Below are 24801 nucleotides of genomic sequence, written 5' to 3'. Positions count from 1 at the left end.
TCGGTGGCGAGATAGACCTGGCGGGCGACCGCGGCGTAGTCGACGTCGCCCTTGAGCTGGCCCCAGCGCTTCATCTGGGTCAGGATCCACACCGCGAAGCTCTCGTAGGGAAAAGGGTCGAAGGCGACGCGCTTGGGGTCCTTCTTCACGCTGCCGAGGCCATCGGCATAGGTGCCGGTGAGCACCTGCTCCACCACGGTGAGCGGCTGGTTGAGATAGTTCGCCGGGGCGATCGCGGCGGCGATCTCCTTCCGGTTCTCCGCTTTGGCAGCGTAAGCGGTGGCCTGGAGGATGGCGCGCAGCAGCGCGGCGGTGGCTTTCGGCATCTCGCGGATCGTGTCCTGAGCCACCGAAAACGAGCAGCAGGGATGCCCATCCCAGATCTCCTTCGACAGGATGTGGATGAAGCCGACGCCGTCATAGACCGCGCGCTGGACGATGTTGTCGGGGGCGAGGAAGCCGTCGATGTTGTCGGCGCGCAGGTTCGCGACCATCTCGGGCGGCGGCACGGCGCGGAGCTGCACGTCGGTGTCGGGGTCGATGCCGTGCTCGGCGAGGTAGTAGCGCAGAAGATAATTGTGGTTCGAGTAATCGAACGGGATCGCGAGCTTGAAGCCCTTCCAGTCCTTCGGATCGCGGTTGTCTTTGTGCTTGTTGGCGAGACAGATCGCCTGACCGTTGACGTTCTCGATGGCAGGAACCGCGAAGGGCACCGGGTTCGAGCCGAGGCCAAGGGTGATGGCGAGCGGCATCGGCGCCAGCATGTGGGCGGCGTCGTATTCCTTGTTCAGCGTCTTGTCGCGCACCACCGCCCAGCCGGCGGTCTTCACCACCTCAACGTTCAGGCCCTGCTTCTCGTAGAAGCCCATGGGCTTGGCCATGATGATCGGCGTAGCGCAGGTGATCGGGATGAAGCCGACCTTGAGGTCGGCCTTCTCGGGCTTGGTCTCCTCGGCGAAGGCTTCGGCGATGAACTTCGTCGGCAGGAACTGGCTGACAACCGCCGCCGCGGTCGCGGTCCCGACACTCCTCAGGATGGCGCGGCGTTCGAGCGCACGCGGAAACAGGGCGCGCATCATCGTCGCCGCGACGGCCCGCTCGATCGCCGCGTCCCCCGTCGGCAGGGCCGCCTCGTGCGCAGCCTGGCTATCATGCGCCCCGCAGGAGCAGCCGCTGCGGGCAAAGCGGCGTTTGACATCGAAAGGATTGTCGAAGGTGGCCATCACGGTCTCCGGCGGGGTAGGTGGAAGTCTCTCAGCAACAGTCGCGCCAAACGCTGGGATATTTTATCTGTTTAATCAGAGGCTTATCGTTCTCGGATGTGCATGATCGGGGTGTCGGCAGGCTCAGCGGACCAGCATCACGAGACCGGCGCCGGCGATGAGCCCGGCCAGAACGATGTCGAGCAGGCCCTTGCGGGCGGCGCAGGCCGAGCGCAGCCGCAAGCCCGCGAGGCCGCCGCCTGCCCCGCCCGCCACGAAGGCGAGAACGAGGGGCCAGTCCACGAGTTGGGACAGGGCGTAGCTGAAGCCGGTGGTGAGGCCGAAGGCGGTGATCACCACGAGCGAGCAGCCGACCGCGCTGACGAGCGGCATCCCGGTCGCAGCGACGAGTCCCGGCACGACGAGGAAGCCGCCGCCAATACCGAAGAAGCCCGACATCAGCCCCGTGGCCCCGCCGAAGCCGACGAGCTTCGGCACACTCCCGCGCCTCGCGTTGGGCTCCGCTTCGGGCCGGAAACGGCGCCGGATCATCATGGCCGCCGCCGCGAGCATGACCAGCGCGAACAGCGCCTGCAGCCGGGGCCCGTCGAACTGCTTGCCGAGATCGGCGCCGAGCCCGGCCGCGAGAACGCCGGCCATGCCGAACCATCCAGCCGCGCGCCACGGCACCCGCGCCATCCGCAGATGGCCGACGAGGTTGACGAGCGCGCAGGCCGAGACCGCGAACGCGCCGGTCCCGACCGCGACGTGGACGTTCCGGAGCCCGACGACATGGATCAGCATCGGGATCGCGAGGATCGAGCCACCGCCGCCGGCAAGCCCCAGGATCAGTCCGACGACCGAGCCGGAGGCTGCCCCCAGGGCCACTTGGATGGGGTCCGGCACCGGTTCACCCCTGGCCCGTCGTCAGCGGAATCTTGAGGTAGCGCCTGCCGTTCGCCTCCGGCTCCGGCAGGCGGCCGCCGCGCATGTTCACCTGGATCGATGGCATGATCAGCCGCGGCGTGGCGAGCGTCCGGTCGCGAGCCTCGCGCATCGCGACGAAGTCGTCCTCCGCCGTCCCGTCGCGGACATGGACGTTGTGTTTACGCTGGGCCACAACGGTGGTCTCGGTGACGAAGCTATCGCGGCCAGGCGCTCTATAGTCGTGGCAGAGGAACAGCCGCGTCGCGTCGGGCAGCGACAGCAGGCGCCGGATCGAGCGGAACAGCAGGCGGGCATCACCCCCGGGGAAGTCGGCCCGCGCCGTGCCGTAATCCGGCATGAACAGGGTGTCGCCGACGAAGGCGGCGTCGCCGATCACGTAGGCGAGGTCGGCTGGGGTATGGCCCGGCACGTGGAGGATCGTCGCCTCGATCCCGCCGAGGCTGAAGCGGTCGCCGTCCTCGAACAGGCGGTTGAACTCTGCGCCGGTGCGGGCGAAGGCGGTGCCCGCGTTGAACAGCTTGCCGAAGGTCTCCTGCACCGCGAGGATGCCGCGCCCGATGGCAAGACGCCCGCCGAGCTTGCCCTGGAGGTAGGGCGCGGCCGAGAGGTGGTCGGCGTGGACATGGGTCTCGAGGATCCAGGCGACCGTCAGGTTCTCCGAGCGGACGTGGTCGATGACCCGCTCGGCGGCTGCGTAGGAGATCGTGCCGGAGGAGGGGTCGAAGTCGAGCACCGAATCGATCACCGCCGCCTCGCGGCTCTCGGGATCGTGAATCACGAAGGTCGCGGTGTGTGTGGGCTCGTCGAAGAAGCCGCGCACGACAGGACACCGGGCTTGGTCCGACAGACTCGCGGCGACTTGGGCCTGCGCCCGTTCGAGGGCGGAGTCACCGGGGATCGAGCTTTCCATCTTTCCCTCCTCAGGCTGCAAGCCAGGCGGTGACTTGGCCGTTCTGCCGCTGCTCCATCGCGAGGCGCTGCGCGCTGTCCTCGACGACGTGCCAGGGCGCCCCGGCGACGGGGGTGCCGTGCAGTGCGATCGGCGACGAGCGGGTCTTGAGGCGGACGACCGGGACGGCGTGGGCGTAGCCCAGATGGTCTCGGCCCAGGATCGCGCCGGCGATGGTCGCGGCTTGCCGGGCGACCGGCTCGATGAAGCGGCAGGGCTGTCCGCCGAGGCTGATGCAATCGCCGAGCGCGAAGATGTCGGGTCCACTCGTGCGCAAGGTAGCCGGATCGACGACGATGCCGCGGTCGAAGGCGAGGCCGGCGCTCCGCACGAGGCGCGAGGGAGTGGCGAGGCCGGTCGCGGCGATCACAGTCGCGGCTGCGAACCGCGTGCCGTCGGCAAGCGTCAGCGCGACCGTGCCGTCCGGTTGCCGGCTCAAACCACTCACGAGGCTGTTTCCCCGGTAGCGGATGCCGAGCCCTTCAAGGCCCGCCAACAGGCGCCGACCGGCCTGTTCCGGCAGCAGTTCGGGCAGCGGCAGCGCCTCCGCGCCGACGAGGGTGGCGGTGTGGCCCGCCCGCGCCAAGTCCTCAGCCAGCTCGCAGCCGACCATGCCGGCGCCGATCACCGCGACCGTGCGGGCCCCCCGTGCTAGTTCAGAGTGGAGCCCCGACCACGCGGCGAGGTCGTTCACCCGCCAGCACAGGGCCGGGTCGAGGCCGGCCGGCAGCGCCGGGCGGGCGCCGTGGGCGAGGACGAGATGGGTGTAGGGCAACGTGCCGCGAGTGGTTCGCAGGGCATGGCGCTCTGGCGAGAGGCCGACCGCGACGGTGTCGGCCAGCAGCCGCAGGCCCAGCCGCGCCGCCGCCGCCGCGCCGGTCTCGCGGCGAAGCGCCTCCGGGCTCAAACCGCGCCCGAGGGCGACGGAGAGTTCAGGCTTGTGGTAGCGGCCGCCGTCGCAGGCCGTCACCAGGGTGATCGGAAGGCTCGCGTCCCCGGCCCGGATCGCCTCAGCAACGCTCCAACCGCTGACGCCACCGCCGACGATCACCACACCGGGCCGGCGCTGCGGCGCGGGTGAGACCGGCATCGGCGCGGACTTTGCGCGCCGCTCATAGGGCTCGAAATCCGCCTTGGTGACTCCGCAGATCGGGCAGGCCCAATCCTCGGGGATGTCGGCGAAGCGTGTGCCGGGGGGCAGCCCGCTGTCGGGATCGCCCTGGCCCTCGTCGTAGATCAGGCCGCAGGCCCGGCAGAGGAATTGCCGCCAGGGGCCGAGGCCGTCGGTTGGGGCCAGCGCGTTCATGCCCGGCCTCCCTCGGATTGCGGAAGCGTCTCCCGCGACAGCCGCGCCATCTCCCAGCGCAGATGCTTGATCGCCGGGGTGACGATGGCGACGAAATGCGCTTCGCGGATGCGCCGCTGGGGCGCGGCCGACATGAGGTAGCCCCTTGCTCCCTGGTGCAGCAGCGCCGATTGAGACGCGCGCAAGGCCAGTTCCGAAGTCTGGGCGCGGGCGTCGAGCACGTCGATCAGGTAGTCTGTCGAGCCGTCGTAGGGCGTCTCGGCGAGACGCATCACGCGGGCGCGCAACTCGGCGAGTTCGGCCGCGACGGTGTCGGGGCGGTCTTCGAGGAACTGGTTGACGTGGCCGAGCGACTCCTCGACCGCCAGCATGGCGTCGAGGCTGCCCTCGGTGACGCCCAGCCCCATGCCGCACTGGAGCAGGATGAAGGCGCCGCGGATGCGGCTGATGAACGGACGGGCCGGATCGGCGATGATCGCGTCGTGTCCGACGAAGAGGTCGTCCACCCGCACGCCCCAGGTGCTGGTGCCCTCCATCCCGGAGAAATGCGGGCAGGGCCGCAGCTCGGCTTGGTCGCAGGCCAGTAGGAACATGATCTCGTGGCTGATCGTGTCGCCCGCGCCGACCACGCCCGCGATGGCGCCGCAATACTGGCCCGGTCCGATATGGCTGACCCAGGGCAGCATGCCGCTGACCCGGTAGCCGCCGGGGACACGGCAGGCACGCAGCAGGATCGGCTCGATTCCGGCGAAGGCCTTCATCGGGTTGGACAGGGCCGTGCCGCCGAAGGTCCGGCCCGCAGCGTGGGCGTCGAGTACTGCGCCGGAGAGCGCCGGGTTGTCCGACTGCTCGAGGTAGAGGCCGCAGACGTCGTGGCACCACATCAGGAAGCCGGTGGCGCCGCAGGCCCGGCTCGCGGCCTGCATCGCGGCGATCGACAGGCCTATGCGGGCGCCGTGGCGGTCGAGATGGACGCCGAGCGCCCCGGCGCTCCCGAGTCGGCCGAGGATGTCGAGCGGGTAGGCGCCGCGGTCGATCTCGGCCGCCGCCGCGCTTAAGGGGCCGTCGGCGATGGCTTCCGTCGCGGCACGGACGGCCGCGTCGGTCCAGTCGGGGCGGTCCGGCGCGGCCGCGATACGATCCTCCGCCGGCCGGAGAGCGAGGGCGCTCGGCATCGTGCAGTCTCCTCGAGGGTAGGGAAGACGGCGGGGCACACCTGGCCCCGCCGAGGGCGTCAGGCAGCCAGTCCGATCTTGAAGGCGATCGGGTTGCGCATGGAGTTGGCCACCGGCGAGAACACGTTGGCGTGCTGCACGATGGCGTCGAGCTCCTCGCGGCTCGCATTGCCCTCGATGGTCACGGCGACCCGAATCTCTTGGAAGCCCATTTCGGCGGGCAGCTTCTCAGCGCCGCCGGCGCCCCAGGCGGCCGGGTTGCCGATGTCGCCCTCCAGATGCAGTTCGAGGCGCGAGAGACGCACCTGTTTCCACGTGGCGACGGCGGTGATGCCGACCGCGAGACAGCCGCCGAGCGCCGAGAGCACGATCTCGCCGGGTGCAGGCGCCGTGTTCTCGCCGAAGAGGTGGAGCGGCTCGTCCACTACGACCGGCTGATGGTCGCCGACATAGCTGAGGGTGCGGTACTGCCCCTCGACGACGGTGTGAACCTTGTTGGTGCCGCGGGAGCCGGGATTGCAGCGGCCCTTCTCGGCAAACTGCATCAGGCCGTCCCGGTTGATCGGCCGCAGGTAGGTGGAGACAGTTTGGGGGGCGGCGCTCGCGCTCATCAGCAACTCCTGTTCGGCTCAGGCCTCGGATGTGTCGGGGCCGGCTCGGAGGGGCTTGCGCAAGGCAAGTGCCAGATCTGTCGAGCGATCGATTATTCTACAAAGACAAACATGATCAATAACTTGGAAGATATTTATGGCTGCGAAGCCATCGCGACGCGTCTGCGATTGTCGACATTCTGTCGACAATGTCAGGTTTTGTCGGCCTCTTCACGGCGCCGGCTGGAGCTTTCGCCAGCGATAGGAGAACTGGCGCTCGGTCAGCCCGAGCCGCTGCGCCGCGCGGGTCTTGTTGCCGCCGGCCTGGCTCAAGGCGATCTGCAGCTCCGCATGCCCGTGGGAATCGGCGGGCAGGTAGGGCCGCACGGAGCCGATCGCCCGCGGCGCGGCCTCCCGCTCAGGAACATGATAGAGGCTCGTCGCGAACGCGCTCGGCGCCGTGACGAGGGCGCCTTTGAGCATCGGCCGCACATCCTCCACATCGAGGATACCCTCACTCGCCAGCAGCACGAGCCGTTCGATGAAGTTGGCGAGCTGGCGGATGTTGCCCGGCCAGGGCTGCCGGGCGAGGTGGGCGACCGCCGCTTGCGTCAGGTTGACGTTGCGCTGATTGCCCTGGTTGGCCTGCGTGAGGAAGTGCAGCACCAGATCGGGGATGTCGCTGCGCCGCTCGGCCAGCGGCGGCAGGGTGATTGGCACGACGTTGAGGCGGTAGAACAGATCCTCCCGGAAGCGCCCGTGGGCGACCTCGGTGGCGAGGTCGCGGTTCGTCGCGGCCACGAGGCGCATGTCGACGCGGATCTCGCGCTTGCCGCCGAGCCGAACCACGGTGCCCTCCTGGAGCGTGCGCAGCAGCTTGGTCTGGAGGATTGCCGGCATCTCGCCGATCTCGTCGAGGAAGATCGTGCCGCCGCTCGCCTGCTCGAACCAGCCCGCCCGCGCCTCGATCGCCCCAGTGAAGGCGCCGCGCTCGTGCCCAAACAGCTCGGACTCGAACAGGCTGTCGGGGATCGCCGCGCAATTGACCTTGATGAACGGCCGGTCGCGACGCGGGCTCTCGAGGTGGAGCGCGCGGGCGAAGAGTTCCTTGCCGGTCCCCGACTCGCCGAGCAGCAGCACGCTCGCGGTCGCATTCGCGACTTTCTCGACCTGCGTTAGGGCTCGCAGCAGTGCGGGCGAGGTGCCGATGATGCCGTAGCGGGCGCGCTTGAGGCGAAGTTCCCGCTCCAGCATGTCGTTGTGCTCTTCTAGCGCCCGCGTCTTGCGCTCGACGCGTTCGTTCAGGGTCAACAACTGGCTGACCATGGTGGCGATGATGCGCAGGATGGTGAGATCATCAGAGAGCGCCCGCTCCCGGTGCCGGATGCGGTGGCAGGCGATGGCACCGACGGTGCGGTGATCGACCCGGATCGGCAGCGCCAGGAACGAGACGGCGCCGCGGGGCAATTGCGCCCGCGCCACGGCGCGTCCGAGGAAGGTCGGATCCTTGTCGATGTCCTGCACGATGATGAGGTGGCCATCCTGGATGACGCGCCCAGTGATGCCCTCGCCCGGCGCGTAGCGTCCGCGCGCCGCCTCCTCGCGGGTCAGCCCGTAGGAATGGGCGATATGGTATCCTTCGCCCTCAGGGTCCTTCAGGACGATGCGCCCGCGGTTCAGCCCGACGATCTCGGACAGGAGATGCAGCATCTCGCGGGCGACCTGATCGAGGCGCAGGCCCCTGCCGATCAAATTCATCACCTCCTGGATGAGGAACATCTCCTGCGTGCGCCAATGCGCGCTCGACGGGGCTCTACGGATATGTCCGTCCATTCCTCGGCTCGTCCTGGATGCTCGATCGGCACCTCACCGATTTGCAAGCCCCGTGCAAATAGGATGCGGCCGGAGCCTCCGCGGCGGAGCGGGTCCCCTCCTTATCGACCGCGAGCGCGAGAGAACTGCGCATCTCGCGATGCTCATGGTCGACGACTGAAGACGAACAACCGCTTCGCGCCTCGACGCTCGGTTTCGCTGCTAGCGCAACTGAGACCCACAAGCTGAGCTGCCGCAGAGTCCGCTTCTGAGAAGCCGCCAGAAGACGCTGAATGGCCGAGACTGAGTGACCTGACCGGCGGGCTTTGGACCGAGCTGATTGGGAGGATCAGCCAGGACGGAAGGAGCCGGAGATGCGGCGAGGTCAGAAGACGAGCGCGGAGCAGGTTGTGCTCAAGCTGCGCCAGATCGAAGTGCAGACAGCGCAGGGCAAGAGTTTGGCTTTGGCCTGCAAGGAGGCGGCGATCTCCGAGCAGAGCTATTACCGCTGGCGCAAGGAGTACGGCGGTCTCCGGGTCGATCAGGCCAGGAAAATGAAGGACCTGGAGCGTGAGAACGCGCGGCTGCGGCGGCTCGTGGCAGACCTGTCTCCGGAGAAGCAGGTCCTGGCGGACGTCGCCTCGGGAAACTTGCAGCCCCCGAGCGACGCTGGCAGGCGGTCGACGGCATCCGAGAGAAGTACAGTCTCTCGGAACGTCATGCTTGCCGGATCGTCGGCCAGCATCGCGGCACGCAACGCTACGTGCCCACACTGCCGGCCGACGAAGATGGGCTGACCCGGGCCATCGTTGCCTTGGCGTCCGAGTATAGGCGCTACGGTTACCGCCGCGTCACGGCTCTGCTGCAGGCAGGCGGCTGGCGGGTGGGCGAGGATCGGGTTCAGCGCATCTGGCACCGCGAGGGGCTGAAGGTCCCCAGCCGACAGAGACCCCGCAGTCGACTTTGGCCGAACGACGGCTCCTGCGTGCGCCTGCGGCCGCTTCACCGCAATCAGGTCTGGAGCTTCGACTTCGTGCATGCGCAGACCCACGATGGCCGAAGCCTGCGCATCCTGACGCGGCTCGACGAGCACAACCGGACCTGCCTGGCGCTGAAGGTTGCTCGGCGGATCAACGGCCTCGGCGTGATCGAGGCGTTGGCTGACGCAATGTGCTTGCACGGCATCCCGGAGCACATCCGGTGCGACAACGGCCCTGAGATGATCTCGAAGGCACGCCGCAAATGGGCCGCCAAGACGGGTCCACAGATCCAGTACATCGCGCCCAGATCACGGTGGGAGAACGGGTATTGCGAGATCTTCAACGGAAAACTGCGCGATGAGTGCCTGACGCAGGAAATTTTCCACTCGCTGAAGGAGGGGAAGATCGTGATCGGTCTTTGGCAAAACACCTACAATCGCGTCCGGCCGCACTCATCCTTGGGCTCCCAGCCGCCCGCACCCCCACCTTCCCGGATCTGGCCTTCCGGCTACCCAGGGTAGCGACCATGCAGTAGCCTCCCAATTAGCCCGGTACAAAATACCGGTCCGGTCATCGTCGGCCGGGTGCTGGAGGCAGTCTCGCACTGATGGCGACGGGATCCGCGGCGCTGTCAGCGCTCGATCCCGACTGCCGCTCAGGCGAGATGACAGGCGACCCGGTGGGCCGTTCCGGAGAATGCCCGCAGGGCTGGCACCTCAGACCGGCAACGCTCGACGGCGAGCGGGCAGCGCGGATGGAAGTGGCAGCCCGAGGGGGGCGCATAGGGGCTCGGCAGGGCGTCGGGCAGGTTGACGCCTCGCCTGGCCCTGCGTGCCTGGCGCTCGGGCGAGGGGACGGCCGCGAGGAGCGTGCGGGTGTAGGGGTGGGCCGGCGCCCGCCACAGGGCGTCCCGCGGGGCGGTCTCGACGATGCGGCCAAGATACATCACTGCGACCCGGTCTGAGACGTGCTCGACCACCGAGAGATCGTGGCTGATGAACAGGAAGGCGACGCCGCGCCGTTCCTGCAGATCCTGCAGCAGGTTGAGGATCTGCGCCTGGATTGAGACGTCGAGCGCCGAGACCGGCTCGTCGCAGACCACGAGGTCGGGGTCGAGGACGAGCGCGCGGGCGATGCCGATGCGCTGGCGCTGGCCGCCCGAGAAGGCGTGCGGATGGCGCGCCGCCGCATCTGGGGGAAGACCCATATCGGCGAGGAGCCGCGCGACCCGGTCGCGGCGCTCGGCGCGCCCGCCGATCCCGTAGACGCGCAACGGCTCCTCGATCAGCCGACCCACGGTCCAGCGCGGATCGAGGGCGGCGCCGCTGTCCTGGAACACCATCTGCAGGCGCCGCCGCTCGCCCCGGAGCGCCCGGCGCGGGAGGCCGACGAGCTCGCGTCCGTCGAGCCGGATCGAGCCGCGGCTCGGCTCGACGAGGCGCAGGATCGCGCGGCCCAGGGTGGACTTGCCGCAGCCCGACTCGCCGACGAGGCCGAGGGTCTCGCCGGGGTGGACCTCCAGCGACACGCCGTCCACTGCCCGCACCGTGCCTCCGGCGGTCCGGTACTGGACCGCGAGATCCGTTACGGTGAGCAGGGGCCGCGCCTCGAGGTCAGGCGCCGAGCCGTACAGGGGATTGGTCCGGAGCACGGAGATCCTTCCAACGGAGGCAGGCGACCCGCTCCGCCGCGGTACCGACGGACGGGAGGGGCGGCGGGGTCTCGCGGCAGGGCGCTTCAGCCGCCGGGCAGCGCGGCGCGAAGGCGCAGCCCGGCGGCATCGCGCCGGGCGGCGGGACCTGGCCGGGAATCTCGACGAGCCGCTGCCGTAGGGCGGATCCCGGCCGCGGGCGGGCCGCGACGAGGGCACGCGTATAGGGGTGGCGCGGCGCGGCGAAGAGGGCGGCGGCAGAGCCGGCCTCGACAGCGCGCCCCGCATACATGACCAGCACCCGGTCGGCATGCTCGGCCACGAGGCCGAGATCGTGGGTGATGAGCACCACCGCCATGCCGGTCTCCCGGCGCAGGTCGTCGATCAGGTCGAGGATCTCTGCCTGCACCGTGACGTCGAGGGCCGTGGTCGGCTCGTCCGCGACGAGGACGGCCGGCGCGCAGGCGAGCGCCATCGCGATCACCACGCGCTGGCGCATGCCGCCGGACAGTCGGTGCGGATACTCGCCGAAGCGGCGCTCGGGATCGGGAATGCGGACGCGCGCGAGAAGACTGAGCGTCCGCGTGCGGGCGTCGGCGGCGCTCACCGCCTCGTGCTCCCGGATCGCCTCGACGATCTGGGCACCGATCGTGAGAACCGGGTTGAGCGCCGTCATCGGCTCCTGGAAGATCATGGCGATGCGCGTGCCGCGCAGGCGCCGCATCGCCTCGCCCTCAAGCCCGAGGATGTCGCGGCCCTCCAGGCGGACGCGTCCGCTGGCGCGGGCGTTGCCGGGCAGCAGGCCGAGCAGCGCGAAAGCGGTGAGCGACTTGCCGCAGCCGGATTCGCCGACGATCGCCAGGGTCTCGCCGGCCTCCACCGAGAAGCCGAGGCCGTGCACCGCCGCCCGCTCGGCGGCGCGCTCGCGGAAGGAGATCCGGAGGTCGTCGACCTCCAGGACGGGTGCCCCCGTGCGCGTCTCCGCGCTCATCGCAGCGCCCGCTTCAGGTCGAGCGCGTCGTTGAGCCCGTCGCCGAGCAGGTTGAGTGCGAGCACGGCCGCGACGATGGCGAGCCCCGGAGCCGCGGCAACGAACCAGTCCGTGCGGATCACCTCGCGCCCAGCGCCCACCATGCCCCCCCAACTGACGACGTTCGGGTCGCCGAGGCCGAGGAAGGCGAGGCTCGACTCGGTCAGGATCGCGTTCGCCACTAGGATCGAGGCGGAGACCACCACGGGGGCGAGCACGTTCGGCAGGATATGCAGGCCGATGATGCGGGCATCCGAGGCGCCGATCACGATCGAGGCCTGGACGAGCTCGCCGTCGCGCAGGCGCAGCACCTCGGCCCGCACCAGCCGGGCCAGGCCCGGCCAGCCGGTCAGCCCGATCGCCAGCACGATAGTCGGGATGGAGGGCTGCAGCACCGCGACGATCGCCAGGGTGAACAGGAAGGGCGGGATGGTCTGGAAGAGTTCGGTGAGCCGCATCAGAGCGGCCTCGACGCGGCCGCCGTAATAGCCGGCCCCTGCCCCGATCCCGACTCCGATGACGAGCGCCACCAGGGTCGCGACCGCGCCGATCATCAGCGAGATCCGAGCGCCGTGCGTGATCCCGGCGGCGATGTCGCGTCCGAGCATGTCCGTGCCGAGCGGGAAGGCCGGGTCCATACCCGGCCATTGCAGCGGCGCGCCGATCATGTCGAGCGGGTCGCCAGGATAGAGGACCGGCGCGGCGAGGCCCGCCCCGGCGACGAGGCCGAGCAGGGCCAGGCCGACGACGGCGGAGGGGCGCCGGATCAGGCGGGCGACAAGTCCGGCCGGCCGCGGCCGGGCCGCTGAGATCGTCAGCGTGCCGGTCATCGGGTCAGGCTCGGGCGGTGCGCGGATCGAGCACCGCGTAGAGCAGGTCGACCGCAAGGTTGGCGAGGACGACGACGACCGAACTGCACAGCAGGATGCCGAGCAGCAGGTTGAGGTCCCGCTGGAACAGGGCCTCGAAGGCGAGGCGGCCGAGGCCCGGCCAAGCGAAGACCGTCTCCACCAGGACGGCGCCCCCGAGGATCGCGCCGAGCTGCAGGCCGAGCTGCGTCACCACCGGCAGGAGCGCGTTGCGCAGGACGTGCCGGTAGGCGATCCGGCGCGGGCGCACGCCCTTGGCCACCGCCGTGCGCACGTAATCCTGGCCATAGGCCTCCAGCATCGCGGCCCGGGTCAGGCGCGTGTAGATCGCGAGATAGTAGAGGGCCAGGGTCAGGGCCGGGAGCACGAGGTGGCGCAGGACGTCGCCGAGATGGGCGAGGCCGGTGCGGCCCGTCCCGATCTCGGCCATGCCGCCGACCGGCAGCCAGTCGAGCCAGACCGAGAACACGACGATCAGCATCACGCCGATCCAGAAGACCGGCGTCGCGTAGAAGAGAAGCGCGAGGGCTGAGATCGCGGTGTCGAGAGGCCGGCCGGCATGACGGGCCGCGACGAAGCCCAGCGCTCCTCCGGCGAGGACGGCGAAGCCGAGGCTCGCCCCCATCAGCAGGAGCGTTGGCCCGAGCCGGTCGAGGATGAGCTGCGCCACCGGCAGGCCCTGCCGGACGGAGAAGCCGAGATCGAGGGTCAGCACCTTGGCGAGGTACTTCGCGAACTGCACCCCCAGGGGCTGGTCGAGGCCGAACTGCGCGCGCAGGGCCGCGATGTATTCGGGCGTGGCCGAGCCCGCCTCTCCCGCCAGCACCTGGGCCGCGTCGCCCGGCGCCAGATGCAGCAGGAAGAAGTTGACGACGGCGATGCCGACCACGACCGACACCATCTGGGCCAGGCGGCGGATCGCCGCCGAGCCGCCCGCGGGCATGCGCATCTTGATCGCTCAGTTGGCGCTGGCGCGGGACTGGCCGGGAGCCGGACCGTCGAAGCGGAAATCGCGGAAGCTGCCATAGACCTGGTCGCCGCGGGCGCCGTGGCGGAGCCCGACCGCCTCGACCGTGAAGAACTTCAGCTCCAGCAGCGGCAGGGTCGGCAGGTCGGTGAGGACGATCTCCTGGAAGCGCCGGAACAGCGCGCGCCGCTTGGCCGGATCGGCCTCCCCCTGCACCGCCGCGATCAGCCCGTCGACCTCCGGGTTGCGGTAGCCCGAGCCGTTCGTCCAGGGGATGTTCTTGCCGACGGAGGCAGACCAGTAGGCACGAGTGACGCCGACTTGCGGATCCGAGAAGGCGGCGAACCACGTGATCGCGATGTCGAAGTCGCGGTCGCCGTAGATCCGGCGTGTGTAGCTCGGCGTGTCCTGGCTGCGGATATTGGCCTCGACGCCGACGCGGCGCAGCGAGGCCTTGAGGAACTCGGCCGTCCGCTTGAAGTCGTCGCCGTACGGGATGTAGTCGATCTCAAGGCTGAAGCGCGTGCCGTTCGCGCCGCGCGCCCAGCCGGCCTCGTCGAGGAGCGCCTCGGCCCGCTTGGTGTCGAACGGGTAGGCCGGCGTGTCCTTGGCGTGGAAGTCGGTAAGCGTCGAGGGGACCGGGCTCGTCGCCGGCACCCCGAAATTGAACCAGACCACGCGGGCAAGCGCCGCCCGGTCGATGGCCTGGGCGAGGGCGCGGCGCACCCGCACGTCCTTGAGGGGCCCGCGCTCGACGTTGAAATCGGCGAACAGCCAGGGCGAGAGCCACTCGTATCCGGTGGTCTCGACGCGCAGGTTCGGCAGGCCGCCGAGGCGGGCGGCGTCCTTCAGCGGCACCGGGCTCAGGGGCGCGTATTGCGCCTCGCCCTTCTCCAGGGCGGCGGCCCGGGCGGCGGCGTCGGGCAGCACGCGGAAGACGACGCGGTCGAGATAGGGCTTGCCCGCATCCCAGTAATCGGGGTTGCGCTCCAGCACGATGTGATTGCCGCGGCTCCATTCCTTGAACTTGAACGGGCCGGTGCCGACCGGCTTGTTGTTGTAGGGGTTGGAGAGCGGGTCGGTGCCCTCGTAGAGGTGCTTGGGCAGGATCTGCGCCCCGTTGCTGTTGAGCGACGAGAGAATCGCTGGCGAGGGCTGGCCGAGGCGCAGGATCACGGTGAGCGGATCGGGCGTCTCGACACCCGTGACCTTGCCGAAAGTCACCTGATTGCGGGGATGGATCTTGGTCCAGACGTTCTCCAGCGTCCATTTGACGTCCGCCGCCGTGAAGGGCTGGCCGTCGTGCCACTTCACGTTCGGGCGCAGGTGGAAGGTCAGGCTGAGGCCGTCGGGCGCGGTCTCCCAGGAGGTCGCGAGCGCCGGGATCGGCTTGAGGTCACGGTCGTAATCGACGAGCCCGTCGAAGATCGTCCCGCTGACGACCCCGGTCGGGGCGGCCGTGTTGAGCGCCGCGGTCAGGATCACGGGCTCGGGCTGCACGATCGCGGTCAGTGTGCCGCCGGACCGCGCGGGCTCCGCCAGCGCCGCGCCGGCCGTGAGGATCAGACCGAACGCCGCTCCGCCAAGTCCCAGGATGCCCTTTGAAACCATCTCGCCGCTCCCGACGGGCGTGCGCCCGGCTCTCCGCCGTCGAATGCACCCCGTGGTGGCGTTCTATAAACAGAACAAATCCGCACTTCCAGAAGATCAGCGAGATTCATATTTACGGCCTCGGTGGAATGATCCTGATATTTGGATGATAATGCCAGAAATTGCATTCGAATTAGAACATACTTCTGCATGAAAATCGATCTTCTTGCGCGCTCACCCGCTGATAAGCGACCTTGCTCTCACGTCCCGAAACTTTAGACGATCTTTCTGTCTGAAAATTTTCTCCTTATGATTTTTGGATCTCGATCTTTATCCTAATCACTAGAAAGCACAAGTCATTTTCCACATTCGACATTAGAGTCTATTCATTCTACGCGGCGGCAAAAATGAAAAACAACGTTCTAGTTGACCGGAGCGTCTACGCGAATACGTTCGAGCGCGCCACAGCGCCCGAGATCCCGGCAGCACGGCGCCTCCTCTCAAGCCCCCCGGTACGACCAACGCTCCACGGAACCCACCATGTCCCGGCACCGCGAATTGTTGTTGAACGCCTTCCAGATGGCTGCGCCTGGCCATACCTGGGCGGGGCTGTGGCGGCATCCGCGGGATGCGAGCGCCGCCTACAACAGCCTCGATTATTGGGTCTCCCTCGCCCGCACGGCCGAGCGCGGGCTGTTCGACGGCGTCTTCCTCGCCGACGTGATCGGCCAGTACGACGTCTATGGCGGCAGCGCCGAGACGGCGCTCGCCCGCGCGGCACAGGCGCCGAACCTCGACCCGTTCCTCCTCGTGCCGGCGATGGCTCAGGCGACACATCATCTCGGATTCGGCGTCACCGCCAACCTCACCTACGAGCACCCCTTCACCTTCACCCGCCGCGTCTCGACCCTCGACCAGCTCACCGGCGGCCGTGTCGGCTGGAACATCGTGACCGGCTATCTCGAGAGCGGGGCGCGTGGCATGGGTCTCGCCGAGGCGCGTGCCCACGATGTCCGCTACGAGGCGGGAGAGGATTTCCTTGAGGCTGCCTACAAGCTCTGGGAGGGGAGCTGGGAGGCGGGCGCGGTGCTGCGCGACGCGGAGAGCGGCGTGTTCAGCGATCCGGCCCGGGTGCACCGCGTGCGCCATGAGGGGCCCTATTACCGGGTCGACGGGCGGCACCTCAGCGAGCCCTCGCCGCAGCGGAGCCCGGTCCTCTACCAGGCCGGCACCTCGTCACGCGGACGCCTGTTCGCGGCCCGCCATGCCGAGGCGATTTTCCTCAACGGCCACAGCAAGGCAGTGGCGGCGCGCGCCGTCCGCAGCATCCGCGAGGCCGCTCGTGCCGCCGGGCGCGACCCGCGCGACATCCGCATGTTCCTCGGCGCCACGGTGATCGTGGCGCCGACCCGGGCCGAGGCGCTGGACCTGCGGGACGAGTACGCCCGCTATCTCGACGCGCAAGGGCAATACGCCCTCGTCTCAGGCTGGACAGGGATCGACCTCGCCGGGCTGAGGCCCGACGAGCCGCTGGCCTATCAGGCGACCAACGCGATGCAGTCGCTCGTCGAGAACCTGACCGCACCGGGCGAGCGGCCCTTCACGCTGGCCGACTTCGCCGAGTTCGGCCCGCGCGGGGCACGCGCCCCCTTCATCGTAGGCTCGCCGAGCGAGGTCGCCGACGCGCTCATCGACTGGGCCGAGGCCGCGGATATCGACGGCTTCAACCTCACCCGCGTGGTCGCGCCGGAGACGCTGGAGGCCTTTGTCGATCTGGTCGTGCCGGAACTGCAGGCGCGCGGCGCCTTCAAGACGGCCTATCGCGAGGGGACGCTGCGCGAGAAGCTGTTCCCCGGCGCCGGTCCGCATCTGAAGGCCAGCCATCCGGGTGCCGCCTACCGGGTCCCGGGACGCTCCGCCGCCAGCTGAGGGCGGATGATGGTCAGCATCCGCTCGGCCGAGGTGCCAGGAGGGAAGAAGCCGAGATAGGCACCGGACCGGTCCATCAGATAGACGAAGGCCGAGTGCTCGATGGTGCCGTTCCCGTCCGCGCCCTCGGCCTTCGCGAAATAGACCTTGTAGGCGTCCGCCATGCGTCGGATCGCGTCCGGGCTGCCGGTCAGCCCAACCAGGGCGGGATGAAAGCTCTGCAGGTACGCAGCGAGATGGGCTGGAGAGTCGCGCTCCGGATCGAGCGTGACGAAGACCGCCTGGACCCGCTCCGCCTCCGCGCCCAGAAGCGTCAGGGCCCGGGCGACCTCCATCAGGTCCGTCGGGCAGATGTCGGGACAGGCGGTGAAGCCGAAATAGACGATCAGCAGCTTGCCGCGGAAGTCGGCATCCGTGCGCGGCCGGCCCTCGTGATCGACAAGCGCGAACGGGCCGCCGACCGGCTCGCGGTTCCACATCAGCACGTCCATCAGCTCGGCCGCGGACCGGCGCGGCGCCTCCTCGGCGCGGGCCAGCGCCACGAGGAGGCCGAGTGCGCAGGCGGCAAGCGCCGCGGCTCCCGCCCCGCGACGCGGATTCAGGAGTCGACGCGGCGCGGACCGGTCGGTGCTATGCACCGAAAGTCAGGCGGCTGCCCGTCGTCGGGACGAGCACGTTGGCCGGCATCTGGGCCTGAGCCTCCAGCGCGAAATTGAGCCCGCTGCAATGCATCGGGATGACGACGTCGGGCTCGAGCTTCCGGACCTCCGCGACAACCTGCGTGAGGTAGTCCTTCGGCGCGGGCCCGAGATGGAAGCCGCCGACGATGGCGTGCACCTTGTCGATGCCGGAGACCGCGCGGGCCTGCAGGACCGAGTTGACGATCCCGACATGGCCGCAGGAGCTGATCACCACCAGCCCCTTGTCCTTCACGTTGAAGCAGGTCGCGTGCTCGTGGACGTGCTCGTCCGGGATGATCTTGCCCTGGAGCTCGGCGGCCGAGTAGTGGCTCGCATCGCAGCCGAGCCCGTCCTTGATGCCGCGCTCGACGAAAGTGTTAGGCAGGATCCGCTCGATCGATGTGCGCTTGATCTGCCCGGTGGTGAAGGCATGGCCGGCCACGACGGTCGGCGCCTCGCACAGCACGGTCGTCACCTTCTGCGCGGTCAGGTCGCGGCGGTCGAGCTGGCCGAAATCCGTGAACTGACCCTGCACCCCGCTCGGGGAGAGACGATGGCAGAAATTGTCCTCGCCGCCGGCATAGAGCTTGAGGTCGGGCCTGAGCGCGCTCCGGTAGCGGTCGAGGAAGCCCGTCAGGCCGCCGTAATGGTCGTGATGGCCGTGGCTGACGATGAGGGCGTCGACCTTGGTCGGGTCGACCTTGAGAATCTCGATATTGTTGAGCAGCGCGTCCGGGCTGTAGCCGAAGTCGAGCAGGATCGTCCGCGCCTCGTCCGCGCGCTGCGATTCCACGAAGAGCGAGAGGCCCCATTGGTTGTGGAGCACCTTGCGGTAGTTGCTCCCGCGTCCGCTGCCCGGCGGCTGATGCACCACGCCCTGGACGGTGCTCGGCTTGAGGAACTGATCGTGCGCCGAGTCGATCAACACGCGCAGGCTCAACCTGTCGACGGTCGGAATCTCGATCGGGGCCGCACGCGCAACCTCGACACAGGTGAAGCCTGCGGCTGCGCCGGCCGCGAAGCCCGCGGAGGCCCGGAGAAAGCCGCGCCGATCAAGATTACCGACCATCCTGCTATGCTCCTACAACCAAGAGGGCGATGAATGCAGCGATGTATAAGATCTTGTAGACTTCCAGGGGCCGGAAATCCGAATTTAAACCGAGCCCCAAGCTTTGGCAGACGACCATATCAGCTCACGCGCCAGCAGCCAATCGCGGCGAATGCCGCGCCGAGGTCGCCACGGGCAGGGGCAGGGCGGTGGTTGACTTCACCTTCTCCATGGCGAAGCGCGAGGTGACGTTCTTGAGCGGCAGCGTGGCGATCAGCCGTTTGTAGAAGGCGTCGTAGGCCTGCATGTCGGCCACCACCACGCGCAGCATGTAGTCGACGTCGCCGGCCATCCGGTAGAATTCCAGCACCTCCGGCATGGAGGCGACGGTCTCGGCGAAGCGCTCCAGCCAGTCGCGCGAATGGTCGGCGGTCTCGATGGAGACGAACACCGTCAGGCCGAGGCCGAGCTTGACCGGATCGAGCACGGCCACCCGCCGGTCGATCACCCCATCCGCTTCCAGGCGCTGGATGCGCTTCCAGCACGGCGTCTGCGACAGGCCCACCCGCTCGCCGATCGCGGCGATCGACAGCGTCGCGTCCGTCTGAAGCAGTGCCAGGATCTTCAGGTCAATCGAATCCACGAGGTCTCCAGTGCCAGGAAGCGCATCGTCCGCTTGACGAGAACGATGCCGGTCGCCGCCCGGATGTGACGCCAACGAATGCCAAAACGCATGGCTCGGTATAGAGAATAAATCCTCCAAGCGACAAGGCCGAATCGAGATGGATTTGCGGATTCGGCGCGGCCTTACAAATCGGAGCCGTCATTGTCATCAAGCTCAGACAGATAAAACTCCTCTGTTGCAAGCTGAAACGAGATCGATAACCCCCGGTCAGGGATTCTCTTGAAATGAACATTTCGTTGACTGGCATCTGAACCGCTGGCAAATTTTTCGTCGGCCCTGTAGCGTCCTGCGCTTGATCCGCAGCCACGATGCGATGACGGCCCAGCGATCCAGGCTGCCGCCGCGCTGGCGAAGCTGCATGATGACATCCCGGAAGTATCCCGCACTCAGGCGGTCGCCGCGAACCGCCCATGTCGAACGCGCAGGCCGGCCCGATCTGATCGACTTGCGCCCATGAGAGACCGGAGACAGCACGCATGAGCCGGGACCGCCACCTGCATCTCGGCGCCTTCATGCGCCCCATCGGGATCCACACCGCGTGGTGGCGCTATCCCGGCGGCTACCCGAACGCGAATTTCAGCTTCGAGCACCTGGCGCATTTCGCCCGGCGCCTGGAGGCCGCGAAGTTCGACGCCTTCTTCATGGCCGACCATCTCGCGGTAATGAACATGCCAAAGGTGGCGCTGCGCCGCTCGGCCACCGTGACCTCGTTCGATCCGCTCACCCTATTGCCGGCGCTCGCCGTGCTGACCGAGCGCATCGGCCTGATCGCGACGGCCTCGACCACCTACAACGAGCCCTACCACGTCGCCCGCAAGTTCGCCTCGCTCGACCACATCTCCAAGGGCCGCGCCGGCTGGAACCTCGTCACCTCGGGGAACCCGGATGAGGCGCTGAACTTCGGCCGCGACGCGCATCTCGATCACGCGGTGCGCTACGCCCGCGCCCGCGAGTTCTTCGACGTGGTGACCGGCCTGTGGGATTCCTTCGCCGACGACGCCTTCCAAATGGATCAGGCGAGCGGCCTGTTCTTCGACCCCGCCCGGATGCACGTCCTCGATCACCGGGGCGACTTCCTGAAGGTCAAAGGTCCGCTCAACATCGCGCGGCCGGTCCAGGGCTGGCCGGTGATCGTGCAGGCCGGCGCGTCGGAGGCCGGGCGTCAGATCGCGGCCGAGACGGCCGAGATGGTGTTCGGGTCCGGCTCGACGCTCGAGGCGGCGCAGGCCTTCTACGCCGACGTGAAGGGCCGGATGCCGGCGGCGGGGCGCGACCCCGAGCAGCTGAAGATCCTGCCCGGCTGCTTCGTGGTGCTCGGCGAAACGGAGGACGAGGCCCGGGCCAAGAAGGCGCGCCTCGACGACCTCGTCCATCCCGATAGCGGCCTCGCCAACCTCTCGGTGCGCCTCGGCGTCGATGCCTCGGGCTTCGACCTCGACGCGCCTCTGCCCGAGATCCCCGAGACGAATGCCAGCAAGAGCGGTCAGGCCCAGATCGTCGACTACGCGCGCCGGACCGGCGCCACGGTCCGCGACCTCGCGCGCCGGGTCGGCGGCTATGGTGGCCTGCAGATGGTCGGCACGCCCGCCCAGGTCGCCGATCGCATGGAGGAATGGCTGGAGACGCGCGCCTGCGACGGCTTCAACGTGATGTTCCCCTTCGTGCCACAGGGGCTCGACGACGTGGTCGACACGCTGGTGCCGGAATTGCAGCGGCGCGGCCTGTTCCGCACCGAATACGCGGGCACGACGCTGCGGGACCATCTCGGCCTGAAGCGGCCGGCGAACCGTTTCTTCGCCTGAGCCTCGCCGCTACGCGACGAGCCCCGTCCGCCGGCCGAGCCACAGGGTGCCGCCGGCACCCGCGAACATGGCGAGGCCGAAGACCCAGCCGGAGACGGCGCCCGCCATGATGCCCGAGAGCAGCGTGCCGACGCTGCAGCCGAGTCCCGTCATCGCACCCCAGCCGAGCAGGAGGCCGCCCAGGAGGCCGCGCCCGGCCTGGTCCCGGCTCGGCCAGGCCGGGCGGAACTGCCCCGCCGCCAGGGCCGCGGCGAAGGCAGCGAGGACGAGGCCGCCGACGAACAGCCCGTTCGGGGTCAGCACCGCGTCGCGGACGGCCGTGGCGCAGCCCCGGAAGGTGTCGAGCCCTTCGAGGCGCTCGGGCAGGAGGCCGAGGGCGCCCGCAGCCTGACGGGAGCGTCCGCCGATCTCGGCGGTGACGCCGAGAGGCCCGACCCGCAGATAGGCCAGCGTGCCGATCGCCCCAACCGCAAGACCGCCGAGCCAGACCGGCCAGCGCCCGGTGAAGACCGCGCGCAGGGGCTGCCGATGGCGGCCGGATTCTGCCGGGGCCGGCTCGGGCAGGCGGCGCAGCAGCGGCCAGGCAAGGGCGGCGAGCAGGGCCAGCGAGAGGGCGAGACTGCCGGCATAGCCCAGATGGCGCGGCAGCCACAGCACCGGCGCCTCGGACACGCTCGCGAGGTAGAGCGGGTTCCAGGTGGCGAAGCCCAGAACAAATCCGGCACCCGTGCCGAGGAGCGCGAAGGGCGCCGTCGGCGAGCCTTCGCCGAGGCGGTAGAGATGGGCGCTGATGCAGGAGCCTGACACGGCCATGCCGGTGCCGAACGCCGCGCCCGCCAGGACGAGGACCGGCCCGACCGGTCCGATATGCGCGTCCGGCGGCAGACGTGTGCCGGCGGGGTCCGGCATCCAGGCGCCGAGGACGACCGCGTAACCGGCAAGGCCCGCAGCGAGCGCCGCCAGGATGCCAAGCATCCCGCGCGGGTCGCCGTGGACCAGAAGGTCGCGCCACTGGCAGTAGAAGCAGAATCGGCTGCGCTGGAGCACGAAGCCGAACAGCGCCCCGAAGCTGAGCGAGAGCGAGAGCCGGGTACCGCCGGGCTGGCCCGCGAGCCACCAAGCCGCTCCGGCGAGCCCCGCGGCGACGGCAAGGGCAAGGGCGACAGGTCGGCCTCTATGCAGGAGCGCCCGTCCGGCGAGGCCGGCGGCCGCCCAATCCCGGGGGAGCGGGGGAGCCCGCTCCGCGACGTGCTCCGTCACTTGCCGCCCCAGACCGTCCCGGCGAGGTTGACTACCGGCACGCCGACCGCATTGCCGTACTCCGTCCACGATCCGTCGTAGTTGCGGACCTGGTAGCCGAGGATGCGGCTCAGCACGAACCAGGAATGGCTGGAGCGCTCGCCGATGCGGCAGGAGGTGATGATCGGCTTCGAGCCGTCGATGCCGGCCGCCGCGTAGAGCGCCTTCAGCTCCGCGGGCGACTTGATCGTGCCGTCCGCATTCACCGCCTTGCCCCAGGGCACGTTGACCGAGCCCGGGATGTGCCCGGCGCGGATTGCGAGTTCCTGCACGCCGGGGGGCGCGATGATCTTGCCGCTGAACTCGTCGGGGGAGCGGATGTCGAGGATCTGCTCGTCGCGCTCCTTTTTGGCCACCGCGAGCACGTCGCCGAAGCGGGCGCGCAGGGCCGGCGAGACCGGCGGCGGCGTGAAGCGCGAGGCGGCGACCTCCGCGCTGCGGGTGTCGAGGGGCCGCTTCTCGGCCTCCCACTTCTTGCGCCCGCCGTCGAGGAGCTTGACATTGTCGACGAGGCCGTACTGCGCCAGCACCCAGGCGCCCCAAGCGGCGAACCAGTTGTTGTTGTCGCCGTAGAGCACCACGGTCGTGTCCCGATCGATGCCGAGGCGGCGGACGAGGGCGGCGAACTTCTCCGGGCCGGCGATGTCGCGGCTCACAGTCTCCACGAGATCGGTGTGCCAGACGACGTTCTGGGCGCCCGGGATGTGGCCGCGCTCGAATACGCCGGGTTCGACGCTGACCTCGACGATGCGCAGCCCCTTCGCGTCGAGGTTCTTCTCCAGCCACTCGGTGGAGACGAGGGGGCTGCTCGTCTCGAAGCGGACGGCCCCGTCCGGCGCGGGCCGCGCCGCCGGCTCCTGCGCGGCGGCCCCGGACAGGGACAGGACGGCGCTCGCGAAGAGGACGAGCAGGGGGGCGGATTTGCGCAGCACGGGATAGGCTCCGGAGGAAGTCGGCGCGGCCTCGGACCGGCGTCGGGGCGACGCCGTCTCGGAAGACGATCGATGGGCGGGATTTTTGAAACGAATTCGAGCCAAGAGCGGCAGATTAGAATCGGAACAGAACCGGGCGCTCCGGCCCATTAGACTGATCTCATTGCGATATATACTATCCAACCCGGCGATTTGGCGTCAAGAAAACGTCTTTCCGTTTTGCTCCGGCGGCAGTCACGGGCACGTCTCCGGAACCGTCCTCCGACATGAAGGACTATCTTCGGTCTGAGAACGTGCGCCGCTCCTTGCGGAATCAGGCCTCCGGCGCCCCCCCGGCGTGCCGGCAGGGGAAGCTGCGCGAGGTGCGGGGCGGCGAGCATGCCCCCGTCAAGCATCCGGAAGGGGATCAGCGGCGTGACGGCGGCCGCCGACACTCCAGGGCAGGAGGCCGGAAGGGCGAGGGCGCCGGCGAGGCGGTCGAGGAGGCGCGTCATGGCCAGGCCCGCCCACCGGCAGGGATGAGGTCATGGCTCGGCACGGATGATCTCCTGTCAGAGCGCCGCCATCGGGCGGTTCCGGAACGGAGGCCGATCGTTCGACGCCCCGGGAACCCGCCCGGGACGCGCTGGCCCTGGAGCGCGCCGAGATCAGCCCTTCCGCGAACGTGCTCGTCACGACAGAGGCGCTGGCACGGGACCCGCGCCTGCTGCGGCTCGGAAGCCGACTGACATCGGCCGAGGTCGCGGATTTCATGCGCAAGCGCTATCGCGGCTCGGTCAAACCGGTCCGCAATTCGTGAGACGGCGTCGAAGACTTCTCCAGGATAGATGCTCTCTGCTTCGATCCGCCGATCTTCGAAACGATATCCTCACCGGTCTTCGAAAAACGAAAGCTCATTCTGAGCTCGATGCAATAAAACGACACTTTCCCAACTGGCGAGCGACCGTCTTCGGCCGCGCGGGCGTTTGGCCGAATGAGCGACATCGATCTCTATCTCGACGACAAGCGGCGCGTCCTCGCGGAACGTGACGCTCGGATCCGGCGCGGCGAAGTCTCGCCCGTGCCTCTATCCGCCCGTGCGACGGTCGAAGGCCGCAGCGGCGTGCGCCGGATCGCGATCCGCCGGCACGCCGTCATCACCGACAGCGTGCCAGACTCCGCTGGCCAGGATCTGGGTCCCGGCTCGCCCGAACTCCAACTCGGCGTCCTCGGATCCTGCCTCGCCCACACGGTGCTGATCCAGGCGGCACAACGCAATGTGCCGGTTTCCTCGCTGGAGGTCGAGGTCAGCGCAAGCTTCGACGCGCGCCGGCACGGAGGGATTCGAGCACATTCCTGTTCACCCACAGGACCTCGC

The 24801-nt window shown here is 69.0% G+C and carries 19 protein-coding genes and 1 pseudogene; 3 read left to right on the top strand and 17 right to left on the bottom strand.

Annotation, left to right across the window (positions count from 1 at the left end; genetic code table 11):
* From MET9862_RS17155 to MET9862_RS17125, 7 genes are all read right to left on the bottom strand, one after another.
* The coding region (locus MET9862_RS17155) for a CmpA/NrtA family ABC transporter substrate-binding protein (RefSeq protein ID WP_142584123.1) at positions 1 to 1223 on the bottom strand (1223 nt) is incomplete at its 3' end.
* Positions 1224 to 1346: 123 nt separating this feature from the next.
* Positions 1347 to 2108: a sulfite exporter TauE/SafE family protein gene (locus tag MET9862_RS17150; RefSeq protein ID WP_142584122.1), complete on the bottom strand. Its 762-nt coding sequence runs from the start codon at positions 2106 to 2108 to the stop codon at positions 1347 to 1349.
* Between the two features lie 4 nt (positions 2109 to 2112).
* Positions 2113 to 3060 carry an MBL fold metallo-hydrolase gene (locus MET9862_RS17145; RefSeq protein WP_142584121.1) on the bottom strand — a complete coding sequence of 316 codons (948 nt, stop codon included), beginning with the start codon at positions 3058 to 3060 and terminating at the stop codon, positions 2113 to 2115.
* 10 nt (positions 3061 to 3070) lie between these two features.
* Positions 3071 to 4405: an FAD-dependent oxidoreductase gene (locus tag MET9862_RS17140; protein WP_142584120.1), complete on the bottom strand. Its 1335-nt coding sequence runs from the start codon at positions 4403 to 4405 to the stop codon at positions 3071 to 3073.
* Complete coding sequence (locus tag MET9862_RS17135; RefSeq protein WP_142584119.1) at positions 4402 to 5580, bottom strand: acyl-CoA dehydrogenase family protein; 1179 nt, start codon at positions 5578 to 5580, stop codon at positions 4402 to 4404. Before MET9862_RS17135 ends, MET9862_RS17140 begins: the two co-directional genes overlap by 4 nt.
* A 59-nt stretch (positions 5581 to 5639) precedes the next feature.
* Positions 5640 to 6191: an OsmC family protein gene (locus MET9862_RS17130; RefSeq protein WP_142584118.1), complete on the bottom strand. Its 552-nt coding sequence runs from the start codon at positions 6189 to 6191 to the stop codon at positions 5640 to 5642.
* Positions 6192 to 6401: 210 nt separating this feature from the next.
* Positions 6402 to 8003 (bottom strand): sigma 54-interacting transcriptional regulator, encoded by a 1602-nt coding sequence (locus tag MET9862_RS17125; protein WP_142584117.1) that lies wholly within the window; start codon positions 8001 to 8003, stop codon positions 6402 to 6404.
* 353 nt (positions 8004 to 8356) lie between these two features.
* Between MET9862_RS17125 and MET9862_RS17120 the strand changes: the two are divergent.
* Positions 8357 to 9497, top strand: a pseudogene (locus tag MET9862_RS17120) (IS3 family transposase).
* 120 nt (positions 9498 to 9617) lie between these two features.
* Here the strand turns inward: MET9862_RS17120 and MET9862_RS17115 are convergent.
* From MET9862_RS17115 to MET9862_RS17095, 5 genes are read right to left on the bottom strand one after another with little or no spacing between them, the layout of a single operon-like run.
* Entirely contained in the window at positions 9618 to 10613 is a 996-nt protein-coding gene (locus MET9862_RS17115; protein ID WP_142584115.1) for an ABC transporter ATP-binding protein, read from the bottom strand.
* A complete protein-coding gene (locus tag MET9862_RS30120; RefSeq protein ID WP_142584114.1) occupies positions 10576 to 11604 on the bottom strand; it encodes an ABC transporter ATP-binding protein in 1029 nt (342 codons plus the stop codon). Before MET9862_RS30120 ends, MET9862_RS17115 begins: the two co-directional genes overlap by 38 nt.
* Positions 11601 to 12473: an ABC transporter permease gene (locus MET9862_RS17105; protein ID WP_142584113.1), complete on the bottom strand. Its 873-nt coding sequence runs from the start codon at positions 12471 to 12473 to the stop codon at positions 11601 to 11603. Before MET9862_RS17105 ends, MET9862_RS30120 begins: the two co-directional genes overlap by 4 nt.
* 4 nt (positions 12474 to 12477) lie before the next feature.
* Positions 12478 to 13461, bottom strand: coding sequence for an ABC transporter permease (locus MET9862_RS17100; RefSeq protein ID WP_142584112.1), 984 nt, complete (start codon positions 13459 to 13461; stop codon positions 12478 to 12480).
* Positions 13462 to 13470: 9 nt separating this feature from the next.
* On the bottom strand, positions 13471 to 15090 hold the full coding sequence (locus MET9862_RS17095; RefSeq protein WP_142584111.1) for an ABC transporter substrate-binding protein: 1620 nt from the start codon (positions 15088 to 15090) through the stop codon (positions 13471 to 13473).
* 519 nt (positions 15091 to 15609) lie between these two features.
* On the opposite strand from MET9862_RS17095, the gene MET9862_RS17090 reads away from it, so the two are divergent.
* Positions 15610 to 16998 (top strand): LLM class flavin-dependent oxidoreductase, encoded by a 1389-nt coding sequence (locus MET9862_RS17090; RefSeq protein WP_142584110.1) that lies wholly within the window; start codon positions 15610 to 15612, stop codon positions 16996 to 16998.
* On the opposite strand, the gene MET9862_RS17085 is transcribed toward MET9862_RS17090, so the two are convergent.
* The 3 genes from MET9862_RS17085 to MET9862_RS17075 form a co-directional block, all read right to left on the bottom strand.
* Positions 16965 to 17600 (bottom strand): SCO family protein, encoded by a 636-nt coding sequence (locus MET9862_RS17085; protein ID WP_438616625.1) that lies wholly within the window; start codon positions 17598 to 17600, stop codon positions 16965 to 16967. The two genes, MET9862_RS17090 and MET9862_RS17085, sit on opposite strands and share 34 nt — an antisense overlap.
* Positions 17601 to 17628: 28 nt before the next feature.
* Positions 17629 to 18747, bottom strand: a complete 1119-nt coding sequence (locus MET9862_RS17080; protein WP_142584109.1) for an MBL fold metallo-hydrolase — start codon at positions 18745 to 18747, stop codon at positions 17629 to 17631.
* Between the two features lie 124 nt (positions 18748 to 18871).
* On the bottom strand, positions 18872 to 19369 hold the full coding sequence (locus tag MET9862_RS17075; protein WP_142584108.1) for an Lrp/AsnC family transcriptional regulator: 498 nt from the start codon (positions 19367 to 19369) through the stop codon (positions 18872 to 18874).
* Positions 19370 to 19887: 518 nt separating this feature from the next.
* Between MET9862_RS17075 and MET9862_RS17070 the strand changes: the two genes are divergently transcribed.
* A complete protein-coding gene (locus MET9862_RS17070; protein ID WP_142584107.1) occupies positions 19888 to 21213 on the top strand; it encodes an LLM class flavin-dependent oxidoreductase in 1326 nt (441 codons plus the stop codon).
* Between the two features lie 9 nt (positions 21214 to 21222).
* Here the strand turns inward: MET9862_RS17070 and MET9862_RS17065 are convergent, their stop codons facing one another.
* Positions 21223 to 22473: a YeeE/YedE thiosulfate transporter family protein gene (locus MET9862_RS17065; RefSeq protein ID WP_244612756.1), complete on the bottom strand. Its 1251-nt coding sequence runs from the start codon at positions 22471 to 22473 to the stop codon at positions 21223 to 21225.
* Positions 22470 to 23444 carry a sulfurtransferase gene (locus MET9862_RS17060; RefSeq protein WP_438616624.1) on the bottom strand — a complete coding sequence of 325 codons (975 nt, stop codon included), beginning with the start codon at positions 23442 to 23444 and terminating at the stop codon, positions 22470 to 22472. Before MET9862_RS17060 ends, MET9862_RS17065 begins: the two co-directional genes overlap by 4 nt.
* Positions 23445 to 24801: the final 1357 nt, after the last annotated feature.

Origin of the sequence: Methylobacterium symbioticum (genome assembly GCF_902141845.1) — a bacterium.
In the GTDB taxonomy this organism is placed as follows: Bacteria; Pseudomonadota; Alphaproteobacteria; order Rhizobiales; family Beijerinckiaceae; genus Methylobacterium; species Methylobacterium symbioticum.
Note: the sequence above shows the minus strand (reverse complement) of the source record. Positions and strands in the feature narration are given on the sequence as shown.

Coding starts and splice junctions, on each gene's coding strand:
- MET9862_RS17145 (WP_142584121.1), bottom strand. CDS start 3,060: ATGGAAAGCTCGATCCCCGGTGACTCCGCCCTCGAACGGGCGCAGGCC.
- MET9862_RS17140 (WP_142584120.1), bottom strand. CDS start 4,405: ATGAACGCGCTGGCCCCAACCGACGGCCTCGGCCCCTGGCGGCAATTC.
- MET9862_RS17135 (WP_142584119.1), bottom strand. CDS start 5,580: ATGCCGAGCGCCCTCGCTCTCCGGCCGGCGGAGGATCGTATCGCGGCC.
- MET9862_RS17130 (WP_142584118.1), bottom strand. CDS start 6,191: ATGAGCGCGAGCGCCGCCCCCCAAACTGTCTCCACCTACCTGCGGCCG.
- MET9862_RS17125 (WP_142584117.1), bottom strand. CDS start 8,003: ATGGACGGACATATCCGTAGAGCCCCGTCGAGCGCGCATTGGCGCACG.
- MET9862_RS30120 (WP_142584114.1), bottom strand. CDS start 11,604: ATGAGCGCGGAGACGCGCACGGGGGCACCCGTCCTGGAGGTCGACGAC.
- MET9862_RS17105 (WP_142584113.1), bottom strand. CDS start 12,473: ATGACCGGCACGCTGACGATCTCAGCGGCCCGGCCGCGGCCGGCCGGA.
- MET9862_RS17100 (WP_142584112.1), bottom strand. CDS start 13,461: ATGCGCATGCCCGCGGGCGGCTCGGCGGCGATCCGCCGCCTGGCCCAG.
- MET9862_RS17095 (WP_142584111.1), bottom strand. CDS start 15,090: ATGGTTTCAAAGGGCATCCTGGGACTTGGCGGAGCGGCGTTCGGTCTG.
- MET9862_RS17090 (WP_142584110.1), top strand. CDS start 15,610: ATGTCCCGGCACCGCGAATTGTTGTTGAACGCCTTCCAGATGGCTGCG.
- MET9862_RS17080 (WP_142584109.1), bottom strand. CDS start 18,747: ATGGTCGGTAATCTTGATCGGCGCGGCTTTCTCCGGGCCTCCGCGGGC.
- MET9862_RS17070 (WP_142584107.1), top strand. CDS start 19,888: ATGAGCCGGGACCGCCACCTGCATCTCGGCGCCTTCATGCGCCCCATC.